Source organism: Pseudomonas piscis (genome assembly GCF_009380155.1).
Lineage (GTDB): Bacteria > Pseudomonadota > Gammaproteobacteria > Pseudomonadales > Pseudomonadaceae > Aquipseudomonas > Aquipseudomonas piscis.
In genome coordinates this window covers 1,182,666-1,196,815 of sequence record NZ_WHUV01000002.1, presented here as the reverse complement: position 1 = coordinate 1,196,815, position 14,150 = coordinate 1,182,666, and the positions used below count along the sequence as shown (strand labels likewise).

Genomic DNA, 14,150 nt, shown 5'->3' with positions numbered 1-14,150 from the left:
GCCCGGGCCCCGGGCGACTGGCCTGGGGGCCTGTGACCTGTAGTGACCGCAGGCTGTTCAGGCCCACAGGCTCAGCCAGGTGGCGGCCAGTAACAGCAGCGCCATGCCCCGGTTGAACCGCTGCATCGCCCGGGGCGAACCCAGCCAGCGCGCCGAGCCGGCCCCCAGCAGGGCCCAGGCGCCCAGGCAGGGCAGGGCGACGAGCAGGAACACCAGCGACAGGCACAGCACCCGGCCCTGGCGATCGTCCGCAGGCCCGGCGAACACGCTGACCACCGCCAACGCCATCAGCCAGGTCTTGGGGTTCACCACTTGCAGGGCCGCCGCGCCGAGAAACCCCAAGCGCCGTTGCGCGGCGGTGTGTGCGGTGTGGGTCGGGGCGTGCCAGATCTGCCAGGCCAGGCCGCAGAGCCACAGCAGGCCGACCACTTGCATGGCCAGTTGCACCCCGGGCAGGTGGGCCAGTTTGTCCCCCAGCCCGCCGCCCACCAGCCACACCATGCCGGCAGCGGCACCGCCAGCGCCGAAGATGATCGGCAGCGCGGCCCGCAGGCCATAGCGGGCACTGTTGCTCAGTACCAGGAGATTGGTCGGCCCCGGGGTGATGGAGGCGACGATGGCGAACATGACGAAGGGCAGCAGGCTGGTCAGGGCAGGCAACATGATGGGTAGCTCCAGTGAAGATCGGAGGGCTGATCTTCGCGGTCCGCGCCTCAGGCGTCTGGAAGCTTTGTGCAGCGCTTGCGGTACAGCGCCGGGCTCAGGCCGTAAGCCCGCATGAACCAGCGCCCGAGATGGCTCTGATCGGCAAAGCCCAGGGCGCTGGCCACCTCGGCCGGCGCAGCGCCGCCGGCCAGCAAGCGCCGGGCGCGGCTCAGGCGCAACTGCACCAGATAGGCGTGGGGCGGCAGGCCGAAGGCGGCCTTGAAGGCCCGGCTCAGGCGGAAACGGTCGACGCCGCAGGCACTGCTCAGGGCTTGCAGGCTCAGGTCCTGGTAGAGGTGGGCGTGCAGGTAGTCGCGAGCCCGTTGCGCCACCCGGGGCAGGCGCGGGTCGTGGCCATAGCGCTGGCGCCACTGCAGGTGCCCGGTCAATTGCTCGAGCAGGCGATCCATGGCGCTCTGGCGCACGATGCGCAATTCGCCGTGGTGCAGGCTGTGAAATGCCGCGCTGGTGGCCTGGGCCAGCCGTGGATCGCAGGCCAGGGTGCTGCCGAATCCCAGTTGGCTATCGATCGGCGCTTCGGCGAACAGCGCCCCCAGCTCGCGCGTCAGCCACTGCGGGTCCAGGTACAGCATGCGGTAGGTGAAGCCACCGGCGGTGGGCGCCTCGCCGTCGTGGATTTCCCCGGGCTCGAGCAGAAACACCTTGCCGGGTGTGCTCTGGTGCCGGGTGCGACGGCAGTTGAACTGCTGTACACCTTGCTCGGTGACCCCCACCAGGTAGCTGTCGTGCCAGTGCGGGTCGTAGGCGTGGCCAGTGAAATGAGCGCGCAGGGTCTCGATGCCGGTGTCGGCGTCCTGGGCCAGGTCGATCCAGTTGTGCGTACTCATGCTGGGCTGCCGGTGGATTTCACCTGGGCATTCAACGACCGGGCTGGACGGGCGTCTAGAAGTTTCGTGCAGTTCAGCTGAACAGCCCGGCGGCGATATTGATGGAAAAGCCCAGGATCGCGGTGTTGAACAAAAAACCGATCAGCGACTGGGCGAGGACGATCCTGCGCAGCTCGCGGGTGGCCACGCCGACGTCCGAGGTCTGCACGGCCACGCCGATGGTGAAGGAGAAGTACAGGAAGTCCCAATAGTCGGGATCCTTGAGGTTCTCGGCGAAGCGCAGGGCCGGCTCCGGGCCGTCCCAGGTGTAGTAGAGGCGGGCGTAGTGGACGCTGAAGATCACCCCCACCAGCAGCCAGGAGCCGATCACCGTCAGGCCGGTGAAGCCGTAGTGCAGCAGGCGTCGGGTGGTGTCCAGGTCCTTGCTGCCCACCAGTTCCAGGGTGATGGCCACCAGGCTGGCGATGGCGGCGACGCAGACGATCAGCAGCACCAGCCCGGCGTTTTCGTCCTCGGCCTCGGCGATGCGCTTGACCTGGTCGGCCCGGGCCCGGACCGTGAGCCAGAACATCAACGCCAGGTAGGTCCAGACCGCCACGTTCCAGCCGATGAGGATCTTGCCGGTGAGGGTCTGGGCCGGCACCAGCAAGCCGGCGATGCAGCCGGCCAGGACACCGAAGGTCAGGCGGGGATGGGTACGGATCACGATGGACATGGCGGCTCGCCGTTGCAGGACAGGTGCTGAACCTTAGCACGGCAGTTTTGCCGGTTTCGCCTGGTGGTAGCTGCGCAGGGCCTGTAGCCGCTGCCGAGCCTGCGAGGCTGCGACAGGGGCCGCAGGACCCTCGGCGTTCGGCCAGGCAAGCGCAACTTGGTGTCAGGCGGGCTTGGCCATGATCGCGCTGAACAGCTCGGACTCCAGCCAGGCCTGCAACCAGGCTTGCAGCGCCGGGTAGGGCGCCTGGGCGAACCAGTCGCGGTCGACATGGGCGAACTGGCGGACGAAGGGCAGCAGGGCCGCGTCCGCCAGGCTTGGATGGCCGCCCAGCAGATAGCGCTGCTGGCTCAGTAGCCGCTCCAGGCGGGCCAGGAACAGCTCGCCCTGGGCCCGGTAATGCTCCATCGGTGCTTCGGGGTAACGCTCGGCGTACTTGTAGCGATTGAGGTGGACCTTGAACACCTGGTCGTTCTCCTCGATCAGCCCCGCCATCTGCGCCCGGGCCTGGGGCTCGCCCAGCAGGCGCCAGTCCCCGGGGTCATTGTGTTCCAGGGCCCAGAGCATGATCTGCAGGCTTTCATCGATCACCTGCCCACCGACGTTGAGCACCGGCACCGTGCCCTTGGGCGACAGCGCCAGCATTTCGGGTGGCTTGGCCTTGAGGCTGACTTCGACTATCCGTGGTCTCACCCCGGCATAGCGCAGGGCCAGCCGGGCACGCATGGCATAGGGACAGCGGCGGAACGAGTAGAGGATCGGTTCGGCCATGCTTATTTCACCTCCGGGTGGCTTAGGGTTTGTTGCCGTTTCGCCGCGACCGCGCCGGAGCCAGTTTTAGCGCGGGGCTAGGCACGAGACGCGAGGTTTGGCCGTCCAAATGAGCGTTCGAGTAACGACGTACCGCGCTAAAACTGGCCCGTCCCTTCGGGTTGCGCGGCAAATGGCGCCATGCGTCGTTGCGGGACTTGGCAAGGGAACAACCATTGCCTGCGTCCCACGCCTAGCCTGGCGCCATTTGTCGCGGCAACGCGGCTTGCGGCGAAACGGCAACAGACCCTAGTCCATTGCCCTGGCGGCTGACCTGGATCTGCACCGCGATGCGCTCGTGCATCTCCTGCACGTGGGAGATCACCCCGACCTTGCGGCCCTGGGCCTGGAGGCCGTCGAGGGCGTCCATGGCCAGTTGCAGCGATTCGGGGTCGAGGCTGCCGAAGCCTTCGTCGATGAACAGCGATTCGATCTTCAAGGTGCTGGAGGCCATGGACGCCAACCCCAGGGCCAGCGCCAGGGACACCAGGAAGGTCTCGCCGCCGGACAGCGAATGCACCGAGCGCAGTTCGTCGCCCATCTCGGTGTCCAGCACCAGCAGGCCGAGCATGCTGCCGCCGCGCTTGAGGCGATAACGCCGCACCAGCTGGCGCAGTTGTGCGTTGGCGTGGTGCACCAGCAGGTCGAGGTTGTAGGCCTGGGCGATCTTGCGGAACTTGTCGCCCTCGGCCGAGCCGATCAAGGCGCTGAGCCGGGCCCAGCGCTGCCATTGCTCGTACGCCTGGGCGATGCCCTGGGCCAGGGCCTGGTTGGCCTCCTGGCGGCGTTGGTCTTCGCTCTGCCGGGCGCGTAGCTCGGCCACTTGCTGTTCGTCGGCCAGCGCTTGTTGCGAAGTGGTTTCCAGGGCTTGGGCCAGCTCCTCGGCTTCCAGGTTGCCGTTGTGCTGGGCCTGGTGCTGCTCCAGGCGCTGCTGGCGCTCCTCGAGCAGTACCCGGGCCTGCTCGATGGCCTTGTCGTTGGCCTGCAGGCGCTCGCGCAGTTGGCGGACCTGGCTGTCGTCCAGTTCCAGCAGCCCTTGCAGCCCGGCGTCGTCGAGTTGCGGGTGCTGGGCGCGCCACTGCTCGATGCTGGCGGCCAGTTGCTGCTGCTCGGCTTCCAGGGCCTGGCAGCGCTCCTGGCCGGCCTTGAGCTCGGCGGCCAGCTGGATCAGCTGCTGTTGCAGTTCCTGCGCTTGCTGCTGGGCCGTGGCCTGGGCCATGCGGGCCTGCTCGACGCCCTGTTCCAGCTGCTGCTGCCAGTGCTCGGCGCTGTCGTGGGTTCCCAGCAACTCGGCCAACCGCTGCTGACACGCCTGTTGCTGCTGGTGCAGGGCCTCGGCCTGCTGCCGGGCGTCGTGCAATTGCTGCTGGCGGGTCTGCTGGCGGTCTTGTTCCTTGTCCAGGGCCAGCTGGCGCTGCTGCTGTTCTTGGGTTTCATCCTGCTGTTCGCGCAGTTGCTCGATGCGTTGCAGCACTTGCTGGTCCAACTGCATGAAGCTCGCCGCCGGGTCACGGCGCAAGCCGTCGAGCAGCTCGCCGGGCAGCCACTGGCTGAAGCCGCCGAGCTCTTCGTCCAGGCGCTGGCGATCGGCGTCCAGCTGCTCGCGCTGCTTCTCCAACTGCTGGGCGGCCTGCTGGCTGGCATCGACGGCGGCCTGCAACTGGCCTTGCAGGCGTGCGGCATCCTTTTGCAGGGTCAACAGGGCGTCCTGGCGCTGCTCGTCCTGGCCGATGCTCTGTTGCAACTGCTCCAACTGCCGTTGCAACCAGGCATCGCGCTGGGGCGGGTCCTGGTCCAGCAGCTGGGCGCCCAGGGGATGGGCTTGCAGGCTCGGAGCCAGGGTCTCTTGTTGGGTGGCCAGTTGTTCCTGTTGCTGTAGCAGGTCTTTCTGCTGGGCGATCAGGCCCTGGACCTGGGCACGCAGTTCCGCCAGTTGCTCCTTGAGCCCATCCACGACTTTCCGGGCGGCGGCTTCTTCGTTTTCGTCATGGCGCCCAAGGCTCTGCAACAGAGCCTCGGGTTGGTGATACGGGTGCTCGACACTGCCGCATACCGGACATGGTTGGTCGTCCTGCAATTGCGCGCGCAACTCTTCCACGCTGGCGCTGCGGGCCAGGCGCTGGCGCTCCAGCAGGGCCTGGGTCACGCTCAGGGCCTGCTCGGCTACCGTCAGGTCGGCCTTGGCCTGGATACCGGCCTTGGTCAACGCATCGCGCTCGATGGCCGCCGTTTGTTGCTTGTCCTGCAGGGCCTGGATGCGTTGCTCCAGCTCTTGCTGCTGGGCCCAGAGCCGGGCCAGGTCCTCGAACGAGCGCTGCTGCCTGCGGTTGTCCTGGAGCAGGGTGCCCAGCAATTGGATCTGCTCCGCCACGGCCTGGGGTTCGGCGCCGGCTTCGCGGTACAGCAGCTCCAACTGCGAGCGCTGCTCGCCCAATTGGCGGGCGGATGTTTCGGCGCGCTGCTCAAGGCCCGGCAGTTCCGCCTGGCCCTGGTTCAGGCGATTACCGATCTGCACCAGCTGTTGCAAGCGCCCGCGATAGGCATCCCAGGCTTCGCTCAGAGGCGCGAGGGTGGCGCTGTGCTGCAGTTGCCCGGCGATCCGTTCCAGGCGCTCGGCCACCAGACGTTGCTGTTCCTGCAAGTGCTGGATGTCCTGCTGGCCCTGGGTGTTGGCCTGCTCGGCGCGCTCCCGGGCCTGGGTGGCCTGGGCCAGCTCCTGCTCCAGGCGTTGCAGGTTGCCTTGTTCGGCAAAGGCTTCACGCAGCAGCGGCGCCTTTGCGCTGGATTGCTCCTGGGCCTGGGCCAGGCTGGCGCTACTGTCCTGGACCTGTTGCTGGTACGTTGCCTGCTGCTGTTGCAGCTGCGTGTGTCGTGCCTGCTGTTGTTCGATCTGTTGCCGCAGGGGTTCGAGGGTCGCGCTCAGTTCGACCTGGCGCAGGAACTGATGGCGCTGCGGCGCCAACTGCTCCAGGCGCTCCAGGCGCAGGCGTTCGGGGGCCAGGACCTGCGCCTCTGCCTCGGCTTCCTGCAACTGCTCGGCGGCACTGTGCCGGGCCTCTTGCCACTGGCGCAATTCCTTGAGCCAGCCGTGCTGGGCCTCCAGCTGCTTGAGTTGCAGTTGCCGGGCCTTGAGCTGGTCACGGGCGGCACCCAACTGCTGGTCCAGCTCGGCACGTTCCTCGGCTGGCAGCGGGGCAACGCCGCTGGCCTGGGCGGTGAGGGCCTTGTGCGCTTCGTCGGCTTCCTTGGCCTTACTGAAGGCGCGCTTGCCCAGCTGGCTGTAGATTGCCGTGTTGGTGAGCTTTTCCAGCAGTTCGCTGCGCTCTTTGTCGTCGGCCTTGAGGAAGGCGCTGAACTCGCTCTGGGCCAGCATCACAGCCCGGGTGAATTGGGCGAAGTTGAGCCCCAGCTTGGATTCGATCAGTTGTTCGTAATCGCGCTTGCTACTGGCCAGCAATTGATTGTTGTCCAGATCGGTGAGGCTCTGGCGGCTGGCTTGCAGCTTGCCCGTGGCCTTGTCGCGGGCGCGGTTGGTTTCCCAGCGGGCGCGGTAGCGGTGCCCGTCAATGCCGAAAAAATCCACTTCGGCGAACCCGCTGCCGGTGCCACGGCGCAGCAGGGTGCGTGGGTCGCCGGTGGAGATATCGCTGTCGATTTCAGGAACCTTGTTTTCCTTGGCGATATTGTTCAGCCGAGGCACGGCGCCGAACAGCGCCAGGCACAAGGCGTCGAGCAGGGTGCTCTTGCCGGCGCCGGTGGGGCCGGTGATGGCGAACAGGCCGGCGCTGGCCAGGGGTTCGGCGCTGAAATCGATCTCGAACGGGCCGGCCAGGGAGGTCAGGTTCTTCAGGCGGATGGCCAGGATCTTCATGGCTGCTCACCTTCGTGCTGGACGTCCTGCAACAGCAGGGCGAAATCCTTGAGGGTCTGTTCATCCGCTTCATTGGCGTAGGCATCGCGCCAGGCCCGGCGGAACAGTTCTTCGGGGTTCAGTTGATCCAGTTCGATCAGCCCGGCCATGCCGTCCTCGCCGTCGCCACTGGCGCTACCGGCGTATTCGGCAGCGATCCGCACCAGGCGCACGGCCTTGCCTTGCAAGGCGTTCTCCACCTGTTGGCGCAGGTCCGGCTGCGGTTCGTCCAGGCGTATGCGCACTTCCAGCCAGGGCTGGCGCTGCTCCTCGGCCAGCAGGTCGATGTCCGGCAGGGCGCCGAGCTGGGCCAGGATCTCGCCCAGCGGTGCCGGGCCCAGGCGTTGCAGGTTGACGGCCCGCGGGATCAGCCGCGGTTCGACGCTGAGCAACTGCTCACCGTCCAGGCGAATGTCGAGGATCTGGTGCTTGTAGTCGATCTCGGAGAACGACAGCGGGATCGGCGAGCCGCTGTAGCGGATGCGTTCCTCGCCGTTGACCTTCTGCGGCTTGTGCAGGTGCCCCAGGGCCACGTAGCTGATCTGCGGGCCGAACAGGCTGGCCGGCAGGGCCTCGGCGTTGCCGATCACCAGGCTGCGTTCGGAGTCCTCGGAAACCGCGCCGCCGGCTATGTGTGCGTGGCTCACGGCAATCAGCGCCTGGCCTGGCTGGCGGCGTTCCTCGGCCGCGGCGATCAGCCATTCATGGACCTGGGCGATGCCCTTGAGGTAGTCCTCGCCCAAATGGCGGCCGGTGACTTCCGCTGGCCGCAGGAAGGGCAGGGCCAAGCACCAGGCCGCGACCTTGCCGCTGGCATCGGTCAGCGGCAGCAGCAGGCGCCCGGCATCCAGCTGGCCGTCATCGAGCCACAGCACCCGGCCCAGGGCATGGGCGCGCAGGCGCCGCATCAATGGCGCTGGCAGTTCGATGCGCGAGCCGGAGTCGTGGTTGCCGGCGATCATCACGATGCTCAGGCCCGGTTGCTGCTCGTGGGCGCTGACGATGAAGTCGTACAGCCGTTCCTGGGCTTTGACCGGTGGGTTGACGGTGTCGAAGATATCGCCGGCGATCAGCAGCGCGTCCGGCTGCTCGTGCTTGAGCTGGCGCAACAGCCACTCGAGGAAGCAGGCGTGTTCGAAGTCGCGCTCCTGGCCATGGAGGTTCTGGCCCAGGTGCCAGTCGGAGGTGTGAAACAGACGCAAGGCAAACTCCAGGAAAAGCAGCTACCAGCTGCAAGTGGCAAGCTGCAGGCTCAAGCGGTTCTTGTCGCTTGGGCCATGCAGCTGCATTTATTTGGGATAGAGCGGCGGCAGGCTGATGGTATCGGCCTGGGGCGCCTGGACCCGCTCGGCGGTGGGAATGGCACGGATCGCCCGCCACAGTTCCTCGCCTTGCCAGTACTGGCCGCTCTCGCTGTAGAGGGCGCCGTTGAGGCCGTCCAGGGCATCGGACAGCGGGACGAAGCGTGCCGCCATCTCGGCCAGGGTCTCGGGCTGCTGGCGGGCCCAGGCGTCCAGGGCCTGGCGGGTGGCCTGGGGATCGTTGGCCTGGCAGGCGCGCTTGAGGTCGTCCAGCAGCGAGCGCGGGCTGGGGCCGCTCTGGACCACCCGGGCCACCGCCGGCTGTGAACGGGCACGCCACCACAAGCCGAAGCCCAAGAGTGTGGTGCAGGCCAGCAGCAGGGTGCTCAGTTGCCACAACCACAGGCTGTCGCTGGCCGGGCCGACCTGGGCGGTACTGGCCGGGGCGTCCACCACCAGGCTCGGGTTGTCCGCCACCTGCAGGGTACGAGCCGGCAGGCTGCTGGTTTCCAGGCGATCGGCCTGGGTGTTCCACCAGGTGACTTCCAGGGCTGGCAGCTCGACGTTGCCGGTGCGGGTCGGCACCAGGGCCTGGCGCTCTTCGCGGATACCCAGCACGCCTTGCTCGACCTGCTGGTTGCTCAGCTGCGGCTGGTCCGGGTAGCTGCGCAGGCCGTTGATCTCGGCCATGGGCAGGGGCGGCAGTTGGGCGCTGGACAGGCCTTCGGCGCGCAGGGTCAGGCTGCGGGTCAGGGAGTCGCCGACCTGGGGATGTTCGGGCTCGGGGCTCCAGCTTTCACCCAGGCTCAGGCTGCGCGCCGGCAGCCAGGGGACGTCGGCGGGATAGGCCGCAGGCTTGGCCATCACCGGCAGTTCCATCTCGGCCGAGCTGACGTGGATCAGCTTGCCGGGCCGGGCAGCCTGGGGCGTGGCGTCCTGGCTGGTGCCGGGGTTGGCCAGGGTGGCGCTGAAGGTCAGCGCCGGGATCTGCAAGACGCCGCTGTGCTGGGGATAGATCGCATAGCGCATCTCGATCACGCCGTGGCGTACGCCGTTGATCAGCTTCTCGTAGGTGCGCGCTTCTCCCAGTTGCTCGACCCGGGCATCGCTCAGTTGCAATGGGCTGAGGCTGCTGTCGTCGAACAGCGGCACCGAGTGATAGACGTGCAGGGTCAGCAGGGCCTGGGCCTGGACATAGACCTTGGGCTGGTCCAGCTCGGCATCGATGAACACCGGCTCCAGGTGCGCCTGCTGGTCCTGCTCGGGGCTGGCGTTGACCTGCAGGCTCAGGGCCTGGCTGCGCAGCTCGCCCAGTTGCACAGGCTCGATGGCCAGGGTGCCTGTGTGGCGCGGCAGCAGGGTCACGATCCAGCGGGTGCTGGCGTGACTGTCGCCCAGGCTGTTGAGCTGGTTGACCTGGCGCGTGCCGCGGACTTCGAACTGCGCTTGCAGGGGCGCGAGGTCCGGCTTGCCGAACTGGGTGACGTCGGTGGACTCCAGGGTCAGCTCGACGGTCTCCCCGGCGTTCACCTGGCTACGGTCCAGGCTGGCGAGCAGCCCGGCAGCCTGGGACTGCGCGGTCCAGCAGGCGAGGGCAAGCAGAAGGGCGGTGCAGCGGGTCATCGAGTTTTTCCCTGATCCTGATGGGTTTGCTGTTCGTACCAGAATTTACGCCTGAGCAGCTCTCCCGGGTCGTCCGGGATCTTGCGCAACCATTGCTCCAGTGCCTGTTGGTGCTCAGCGTCCAGGCTGTCGTCCACCGGGCGCAATGGAGTGGTGGTGTGGGCATCGTCCAGCTCGCTGCCGGGCACTTCGCTGTGGCCGGGCACTTGCGGGTCGGCCTGGGTCGCGTCTCCAGGACCTGGTGGGTTGCTGGCGGACGCCGGTGGCGTCTCGCTGCCCGGTACTGGCGTGCTGGCGGTGCTGCCGGATTCGGGCCGGGCATTGTCCTCGGCATCCGGGTTCTGCGGTTTCACCTCTGGCAGGGGCTCCGCTGCCCGCCGCTGTTGCAGCAGCTGCTGGACCAGGGCCAGGTTCTGCTGCGCCGGTAGCAGCTCGGGTTGCAGTTCCAGGGCTTGCTCATAGGCGTCGATGGCCGCTTCCAGCTCGCCGCCATGGGCCAGGGCATTGCCACGATTGTAATGGGCGCGGGCGTCGTTGCCTTCGGCGAAGCGCTCGGCGGCGGCATTGTAGTTGCCGGCCTCGTACAAGGCCACGCCCTGCCATTGGCGGTCCTGGAAATGCCGCGCAGCCTCGGCCGGGCGCTGTTGCTGCAGCAGGCGCTCACCTTGCTGGTCCGGACGCAGCCACAGGTCGTTGAAGTCCAGGGCGTAGCTGGGTTGGGGCAGGCCCAGGCACAACAGCGGCAGGCAGAACAACCAGCCCCGGCGCCCGGCGCAGGCGGCCAGCAGCAACAGTGGCAACAGCAGCCAGTAGCCCTGGTCGGCCCAGGTGTCCAGGCGCAGGGTCTGGCCGTCGTCGCGCACGCCCCGGGGACCGCCCAGCAAGCCCAGGCCGCGCAGGTCGTTGTCGTCCAGGCGGGCCTGGCGATAGCGTCCACCGACTTCGCCGATGAATTGCTTGAGCCCGGGGCTGTCCAGGCGCGAGACCAGGATCGCGCCCTGGTCGTCCTTGAGGTAGCTGCCGTCTTCCAGCGGCACCGGGGCGCCATCGCGGCTGCCGATGCCGAGCATCAACAGTTGCGGGGCATCGCCGTCCAGGGCCTGGCGAATGCCCTGGCGCTCCTGTTCGCTGAGGGACGAGGCCAGCAGCAGCACCCGCCCCTGGCCGAGGGCGCCCTGGTCCAGCAGCTTGAGGGCCTTGCGCAGGGCCAGGTCGGCGCGCTGGCCAGCCTCGGGCATGATCGATGGCTTGAGGGCATCGAGCAGGTTGCGGCTGGTGGCCAGGTCATCGGACAGCGGCACCAGGGTGTGGGCGCTGCCGGCATAGACCACGATGGCGGTCTGGGCGTCGCTGCGCAGGGCCAACAGGTCCAGCAGCTTGTGCCGGGCCTGGTCCAGGCGGTTGGACGGCACATCGCCGGCGAGCATCTGTGGCGTCAGTTCCAGCAGCACCACCAGCGGGTCGGCGGGTTTCTGGCTGGTCTGCTCGACCCGCTGCCAGCTGGGCCCCAGCAGCGCCAGTACCGCCAGCAGCCAGGCCAGGCCCAGGGCGACCCATGGCAGCTTGCTCTCGCGGCCGTTGCCGCCGCTGAGCAGGGCGGCGTGGAAGGCCGGTGGCAGGATCATCTGCCAGCGGCCGGCGCGTTTCTGCCGGTGCCAGAGCTTCCACAGCAGCAGGGCCAGCAGTGGCAATACCAGCAACCACCAGGGCCGGAACCAATGGGGCCAGAGTCCGATCATCGACGCCTCCGCAGACGCAGGCGCTTGAGGCGTTGCCGCCAGTGAGGCAAGGGTTGCAGGAAATGCTCCTTGGTGAGGAAGCGTTGCAGGGGGTTGTGCGGCCAGCGTTCGCGCAACACCAGCAACACGCTGAGCAGCAGCGCCGCGGCCAGGGGCCAGTGGTACAGGGCCTGGGCCGGACGGGCCTGGGTCGGTTGCTGGGCCACCGGCTCCAGCTGGTCGAGGGTGTCCTTGATGGCCGCCAGTTCCTGGCCGTCGCGGGCGCGGAAATAGCGCCCGCCGGTGACCTCGGCCAGCTCCTTGAGCGCCGGCTCGTCCAGGTCCAGGCTCGGATTGATGCCGAGGATGCCCAGGGTGGCGCTCTGGTCCGGGTCGGCGCCGATGCCGATCGGGTAGATCTTCACGCCTTCCTCGGCCGCCAGGCGCGCCGCGGTGATGGGGGCGATCTCGCCGCCATTGTTGGCGCCATCGGTGACCAGGATCAGCACCCGGCTCTGGGCCGGGCGCTGGCGCAGGCGCTTCAGGGCCAGGCCAATGGCGTCGCCGATGGCGGTGTTCTTGCCGGCGATGCCGATCTTCGCCTCATCCAGCCAGACCCGCACGGTGTGCCGGTCGAAGGTCAGGGGTGCCTGCAGGTAGGCCTTGCTGCCGAACAGGATCAGGCCCACCCGGTCGCCCTCGCGGTGTTCGAGAAAATCGCCCAGGAGGTGCTTGACCAGGCCCAGCCGGCTGACGTCCTCGTCCTGCCACTGCATGTCGGGGAAGTCCATGGAGCCGGAGACGTCCACCGCCACCAGCAGGTCGCGACCGCTGGCCGCCACCGGCAGTGGTTCGCCCAGCCATTGCGGACGGGCCGCCGCCAGCAGGAGCAGCACCCAGAGCAGGATGAAGCGCGCCTGCTGGCGCCAGGCCGGCAGGTTGGCCCGGGCGCGGCGCCGGGCCAGGCCCTCCAGGTCGCCGAGGAAGCTGACCTTGAGCGCCGGCTCGCCGCTGTCGGCCACCGGCAGCACCAGGCGCAGCAGCCAGGGCAGCGGCAACAGGGCGAAGATCCATGGCCAGGCGAACTCAAACATGCTTGCGAATCCAGGTGTCCACCGCCTGGGTCAGGCCGGCGATGGCTTTGTCGTCGAGCTTGCACTCGGGCTTGTAGGCGCCTTCCACCAGCACCATCCAGCGGGTCAGGCCGGCGGCCGGGCAGCGGTTGTCGAGGAACGCCAGCCATTTGCGGCCATTGAGGGTATGGCTCTGGCTGTTGGGGTAGTGGTTGCGGCACAGGCGCTTGAGCAGCCCGTTGAGCGCTTGCAGCCAGGCCCCGGCCGGGGCGCCGTCGTAGGGTTTGGGCAGCAGTGCCAGTTCCGCCAGGGCGGCCAGGCGCACCGGGTCCAGGGGCTGTTCGGCGCGGCTCGGGGCCTTCTTGCGTGGCCACAGGTGGCGCCAGTGCCAGAGGGCGAAGGCCAGGGCCGGCAGCAGCACGGCCAGCAGCCACCAGCCCGGCGCCGGCGGCCACAGGCCCACCGGTGGTGGCTGCAGCAGGGGTTGCAGTTGTTCCAGGCTGCTCATCGGCCGGCTCCCGGACGCTGCGGGTTGAGGTACTCGCGCAGCTGCTCGACCATCTCGCTCTGGGTGCTCAGGGGCATCAGCAGGACCCGCAGCTTCTGCGCCAGGCGCTCCCAGCGGGCGATGCGTGCCTCGCTCTGGGCGCGGTAGGCCTGGCGCAGTTCATAGTTCAGGGTATCGAGTTCCAGCTGTGCACCGCGCTCGGCGAAACGCATCAGGCCGGCGGCGGGCAGGGCATGGTCCAGGGGGTCGGACAGCGGCATCAGCAGCAGGTCGCAATGACGCGACAGCAGGCTCAGTTGTTGCTCGGCGGCATCGCTCAGGGCTCGCTCGTCGCAGATCACGATCACCAGGCTGCCGGGGCGTAGCACTTCGCGGCCGCGCAGCAGCGCGGTGCCCAGGGCGTCGCGCTGGGGCTGGGCGTCGGCGTGCAGCGACTGGTTGACCCGCACCAGGCGGTTGAGCAGTTGCAGCAGGCTCTGCTTACTGCGCCGGGGCTTGATCTCGTAGTGCTCGTCGTCGCCAAAGACCAGGCCACCGACCCGGTCGTTGTGGCCCAGGGCGGCCCAGCCGATCAGGCTCGCGGCCTGGGCGGCGAGCACCGACTTGAACATCAGCCCGGAGCCGAAGAACAGCTGGCGGCTCTGCTCGACCATGATGAAGATCGGCCGCTCGCGCTCTTCGTGGAACAACTTGGTGTGGGGTTCCTGGGTCCGCGCGGTGACGCGCCAGTCGATGGTGCGCACGTCGTCGCCGGCCTGGTAGACCCGTACCTGGTCGAAGTCCACCCCGCGCCCGCGCAGCTTGGAATGGTGCAGCCCCACCAGCGGGCTGCGCTGGCTGGGCGTGGAGAACAGCTGCACCTCGCGCACGCGGTGGCGCATCTCGATCAATTCACCGAGGGTGATACGGATGCCGGGTTCGGCGCTGGCGTGGGTCATG

Annotated in this window: 11 protein-coding genes; all 11 read right to left on the bottom strand. The window is 68.1% G+C overall.

Annotated elements, in window-relative coordinates:
* Positions 1–57 precede the first annotated feature (57 nt).
* The 11 genes from GDH07_RS15300 to GDH07_RS15245 all read right to left on the bottom strand — a co-directional run bounded on the left by GDH07_RS15300 (position 58) and on the right by GDH07_RS15245 (position 14,149).
* A complete protein-coding gene (locus tag GDH07_RS15300; RefSeq protein ID WP_053129001.1) occupies positions 58–663 on the bottom strand; it encodes a LysE family translocator in 606 nt (201 codons plus the stop codon).
* 50 nt (positions 664–713) lie between these two features.
* Positions 714–1,553, bottom strand: coding sequence for an AraC family transcriptional regulator (locus tag GDH07_RS15295; RefSeq protein ID WP_053129004.1), 840 nt, complete (start codon positions 1,551–1,553; stop codon positions 714–716).
* Between the two features lie 73 nt (positions 1,554–1,626).
* The gene (locus GDH07_RS15290; RefSeq protein WP_053129007.1) at positions 1,627–2,268 is read right to left on the bottom strand and encodes a DUF1345 domain-containing protein; all 642 of its coding nucleotides are present in this window, start codon (positions 2,266–2,268) and stop codon (positions 1,627–1,629) included.
* 162 nt (positions 2,269–2,430) lie between these two features.
* A complete protein-coding gene (locus GDH07_RS15285) occupies positions 2,431–3,039 on the bottom strand; it encodes a glutathione S-transferase (RefSeq protein ID WP_152898075.1) in 609 nt (202 codons plus the stop codon).
* Between the two features lie 232 nt (positions 3,040–3,271).
* The gene (locus GDH07_RS15275; RefSeq protein ID WP_152898074.1) at positions 3,272–6,949 is read right to left on the bottom strand and encodes an AAA family ATPase; all 3,678 of its coding nucleotides are present in this window, start codon (positions 6,947–6,949) and stop codon (positions 3,272–3,274) included.
* Positions 6,946–8,190, bottom strand: coding sequence for an exonuclease SbcCD subunit D C-terminal domain-containing protein (locus GDH07_RS15270; RefSeq protein WP_152898073.1), 1,245 nt, complete (start codon positions 8,188–8,190; stop codon positions 6,946–6,948). The genes GDH07_RS15275 and GDH07_RS15270 overlap by 4 nt, the downstream gene beginning before the upstream one ends.
* An 87-nt stretch (positions 8,191–8,277) precedes the next feature.
* The gene (locus GDH07_RS15265) at positions 8,278–9,912 is read right to left on the bottom strand and encodes a BatD family protein (protein ID WP_152898072.1); all 1,635 of its coding nucleotides are present in this window, start codon (positions 9,910–9,912) and stop codon (positions 8,278–8,280) included.
* Positions 9,909–11,651, bottom strand: a complete 1,743-nt coding sequence (locus GDH07_RS15260) for a vWA domain-containing protein (RefSeq protein ID WP_152898071.1) — start codon at positions 11,649–11,651, stop codon at positions 9,909–9,911. Before GDH07_RS15260 ends, GDH07_RS15265 begins: the two co-directional genes overlap by 4 nt.
* Positions 11,648–12,724 (bottom strand): vWA domain-containing protein, encoded by a 1,077-nt coding sequence (locus GDH07_RS15255; protein WP_053129025.1) that lies wholly within the window; start codon positions 12,722–12,724, stop codon positions 11,648–11,650. Before GDH07_RS15255 ends, GDH07_RS15260 begins: the two co-directional genes overlap by 4 nt.
* Positions 12,717–13,211, bottom strand: coding sequence for a DUF4381 domain-containing protein (locus GDH07_RS15250; protein WP_152898070.1), 495 nt, complete (start codon positions 13,209–13,211; stop codon positions 12,717–12,719). Before GDH07_RS15250 ends, GDH07_RS15255 begins: the two co-directional genes overlap by 8 nt.
* On the bottom strand, positions 13,208–14,149 hold the full coding sequence (locus tag GDH07_RS15245) for a DUF58 domain-containing protein (protein ID WP_152898069.1): 942 nt from the start codon (positions 14,147–14,149) through the stop codon (positions 13,208–13,210). The genes GDH07_RS15250 and GDH07_RS15245 overlap by 4 nt, the downstream gene beginning before the upstream one ends.
* Position 14,150 lies beyond the last annotated feature (1 nt).

Excerpts from the sequence above, each read along its gene's own strand:
- GDH07_RS15285 (WP_152898075.1), bottom strand. The coding sequence starts at position 3,039 with ATGGCCGAACCGATCCTCTACTCGTTCCGCCGCTGTCCCTATGCCATG.
- GDH07_RS15245 (WP_152898069.1), bottom strand. The coding sequence starts at position 14,149 with ATGACCCACGCCAGCGCCGAACCCGGCATCCGTATCACCCTCGGTGAA.
- GDH07_RS15260 (WP_152898071.1), bottom strand. The coding sequence starts at position 11,651 with ATGATCGGACTCTGGCCCCATTGGTTCCGGCCCTGGTGGTTGCTGGTA.
- GDH07_RS15300 (WP_053129001.1), bottom strand. The coding sequence starts at position 663 with ATGTTGCCTGCCCTGACCAGCCTGCTGCCCTTCGTCATGTTCGCCATC.
- GDH07_RS15250 (WP_152898070.1), bottom strand. The coding sequence starts at position 13,211 with ATGAGCAGCCTGGAACAACTGCAACCCCTGCTGCAGCCACCACCGGTG.
- GDH07_RS15265 (WP_152898072.1), bottom strand. The coding sequence starts at position 9,912 with ATGACCCGCTGCACCGCCCTTCTGCTTGCCCTCGCCTGCTGGACCGCG.
- GDH07_RS15255 (WP_053129025.1), bottom strand. The coding sequence starts at position 12,724 with ATGTTTGAGTTCGCCTGGCCATGGATCTTCGCCCTGTTGCCGCTGCCC.
- GDH07_RS15295 (WP_053129004.1), bottom strand. The coding sequence starts at position 1,553 with ATGAGTACGCACAACTGGATCGACCTGGCCCAGGACGCCGACACCGGC.
- GDH07_RS15290 (WP_053129007.1), bottom strand. The coding sequence starts at position 2,268 with ATGTCCATCGTGATCCGTACCCATCCCCGCCTGACCTTCGGTGTCCTG.
- GDH07_RS15275 (WP_152898074.1), bottom strand. The coding sequence starts at position 6,949 with ATGAAGATCCTGGCCATCCGCCTGAAGAACCTGACCTCCCTGGCCGGC.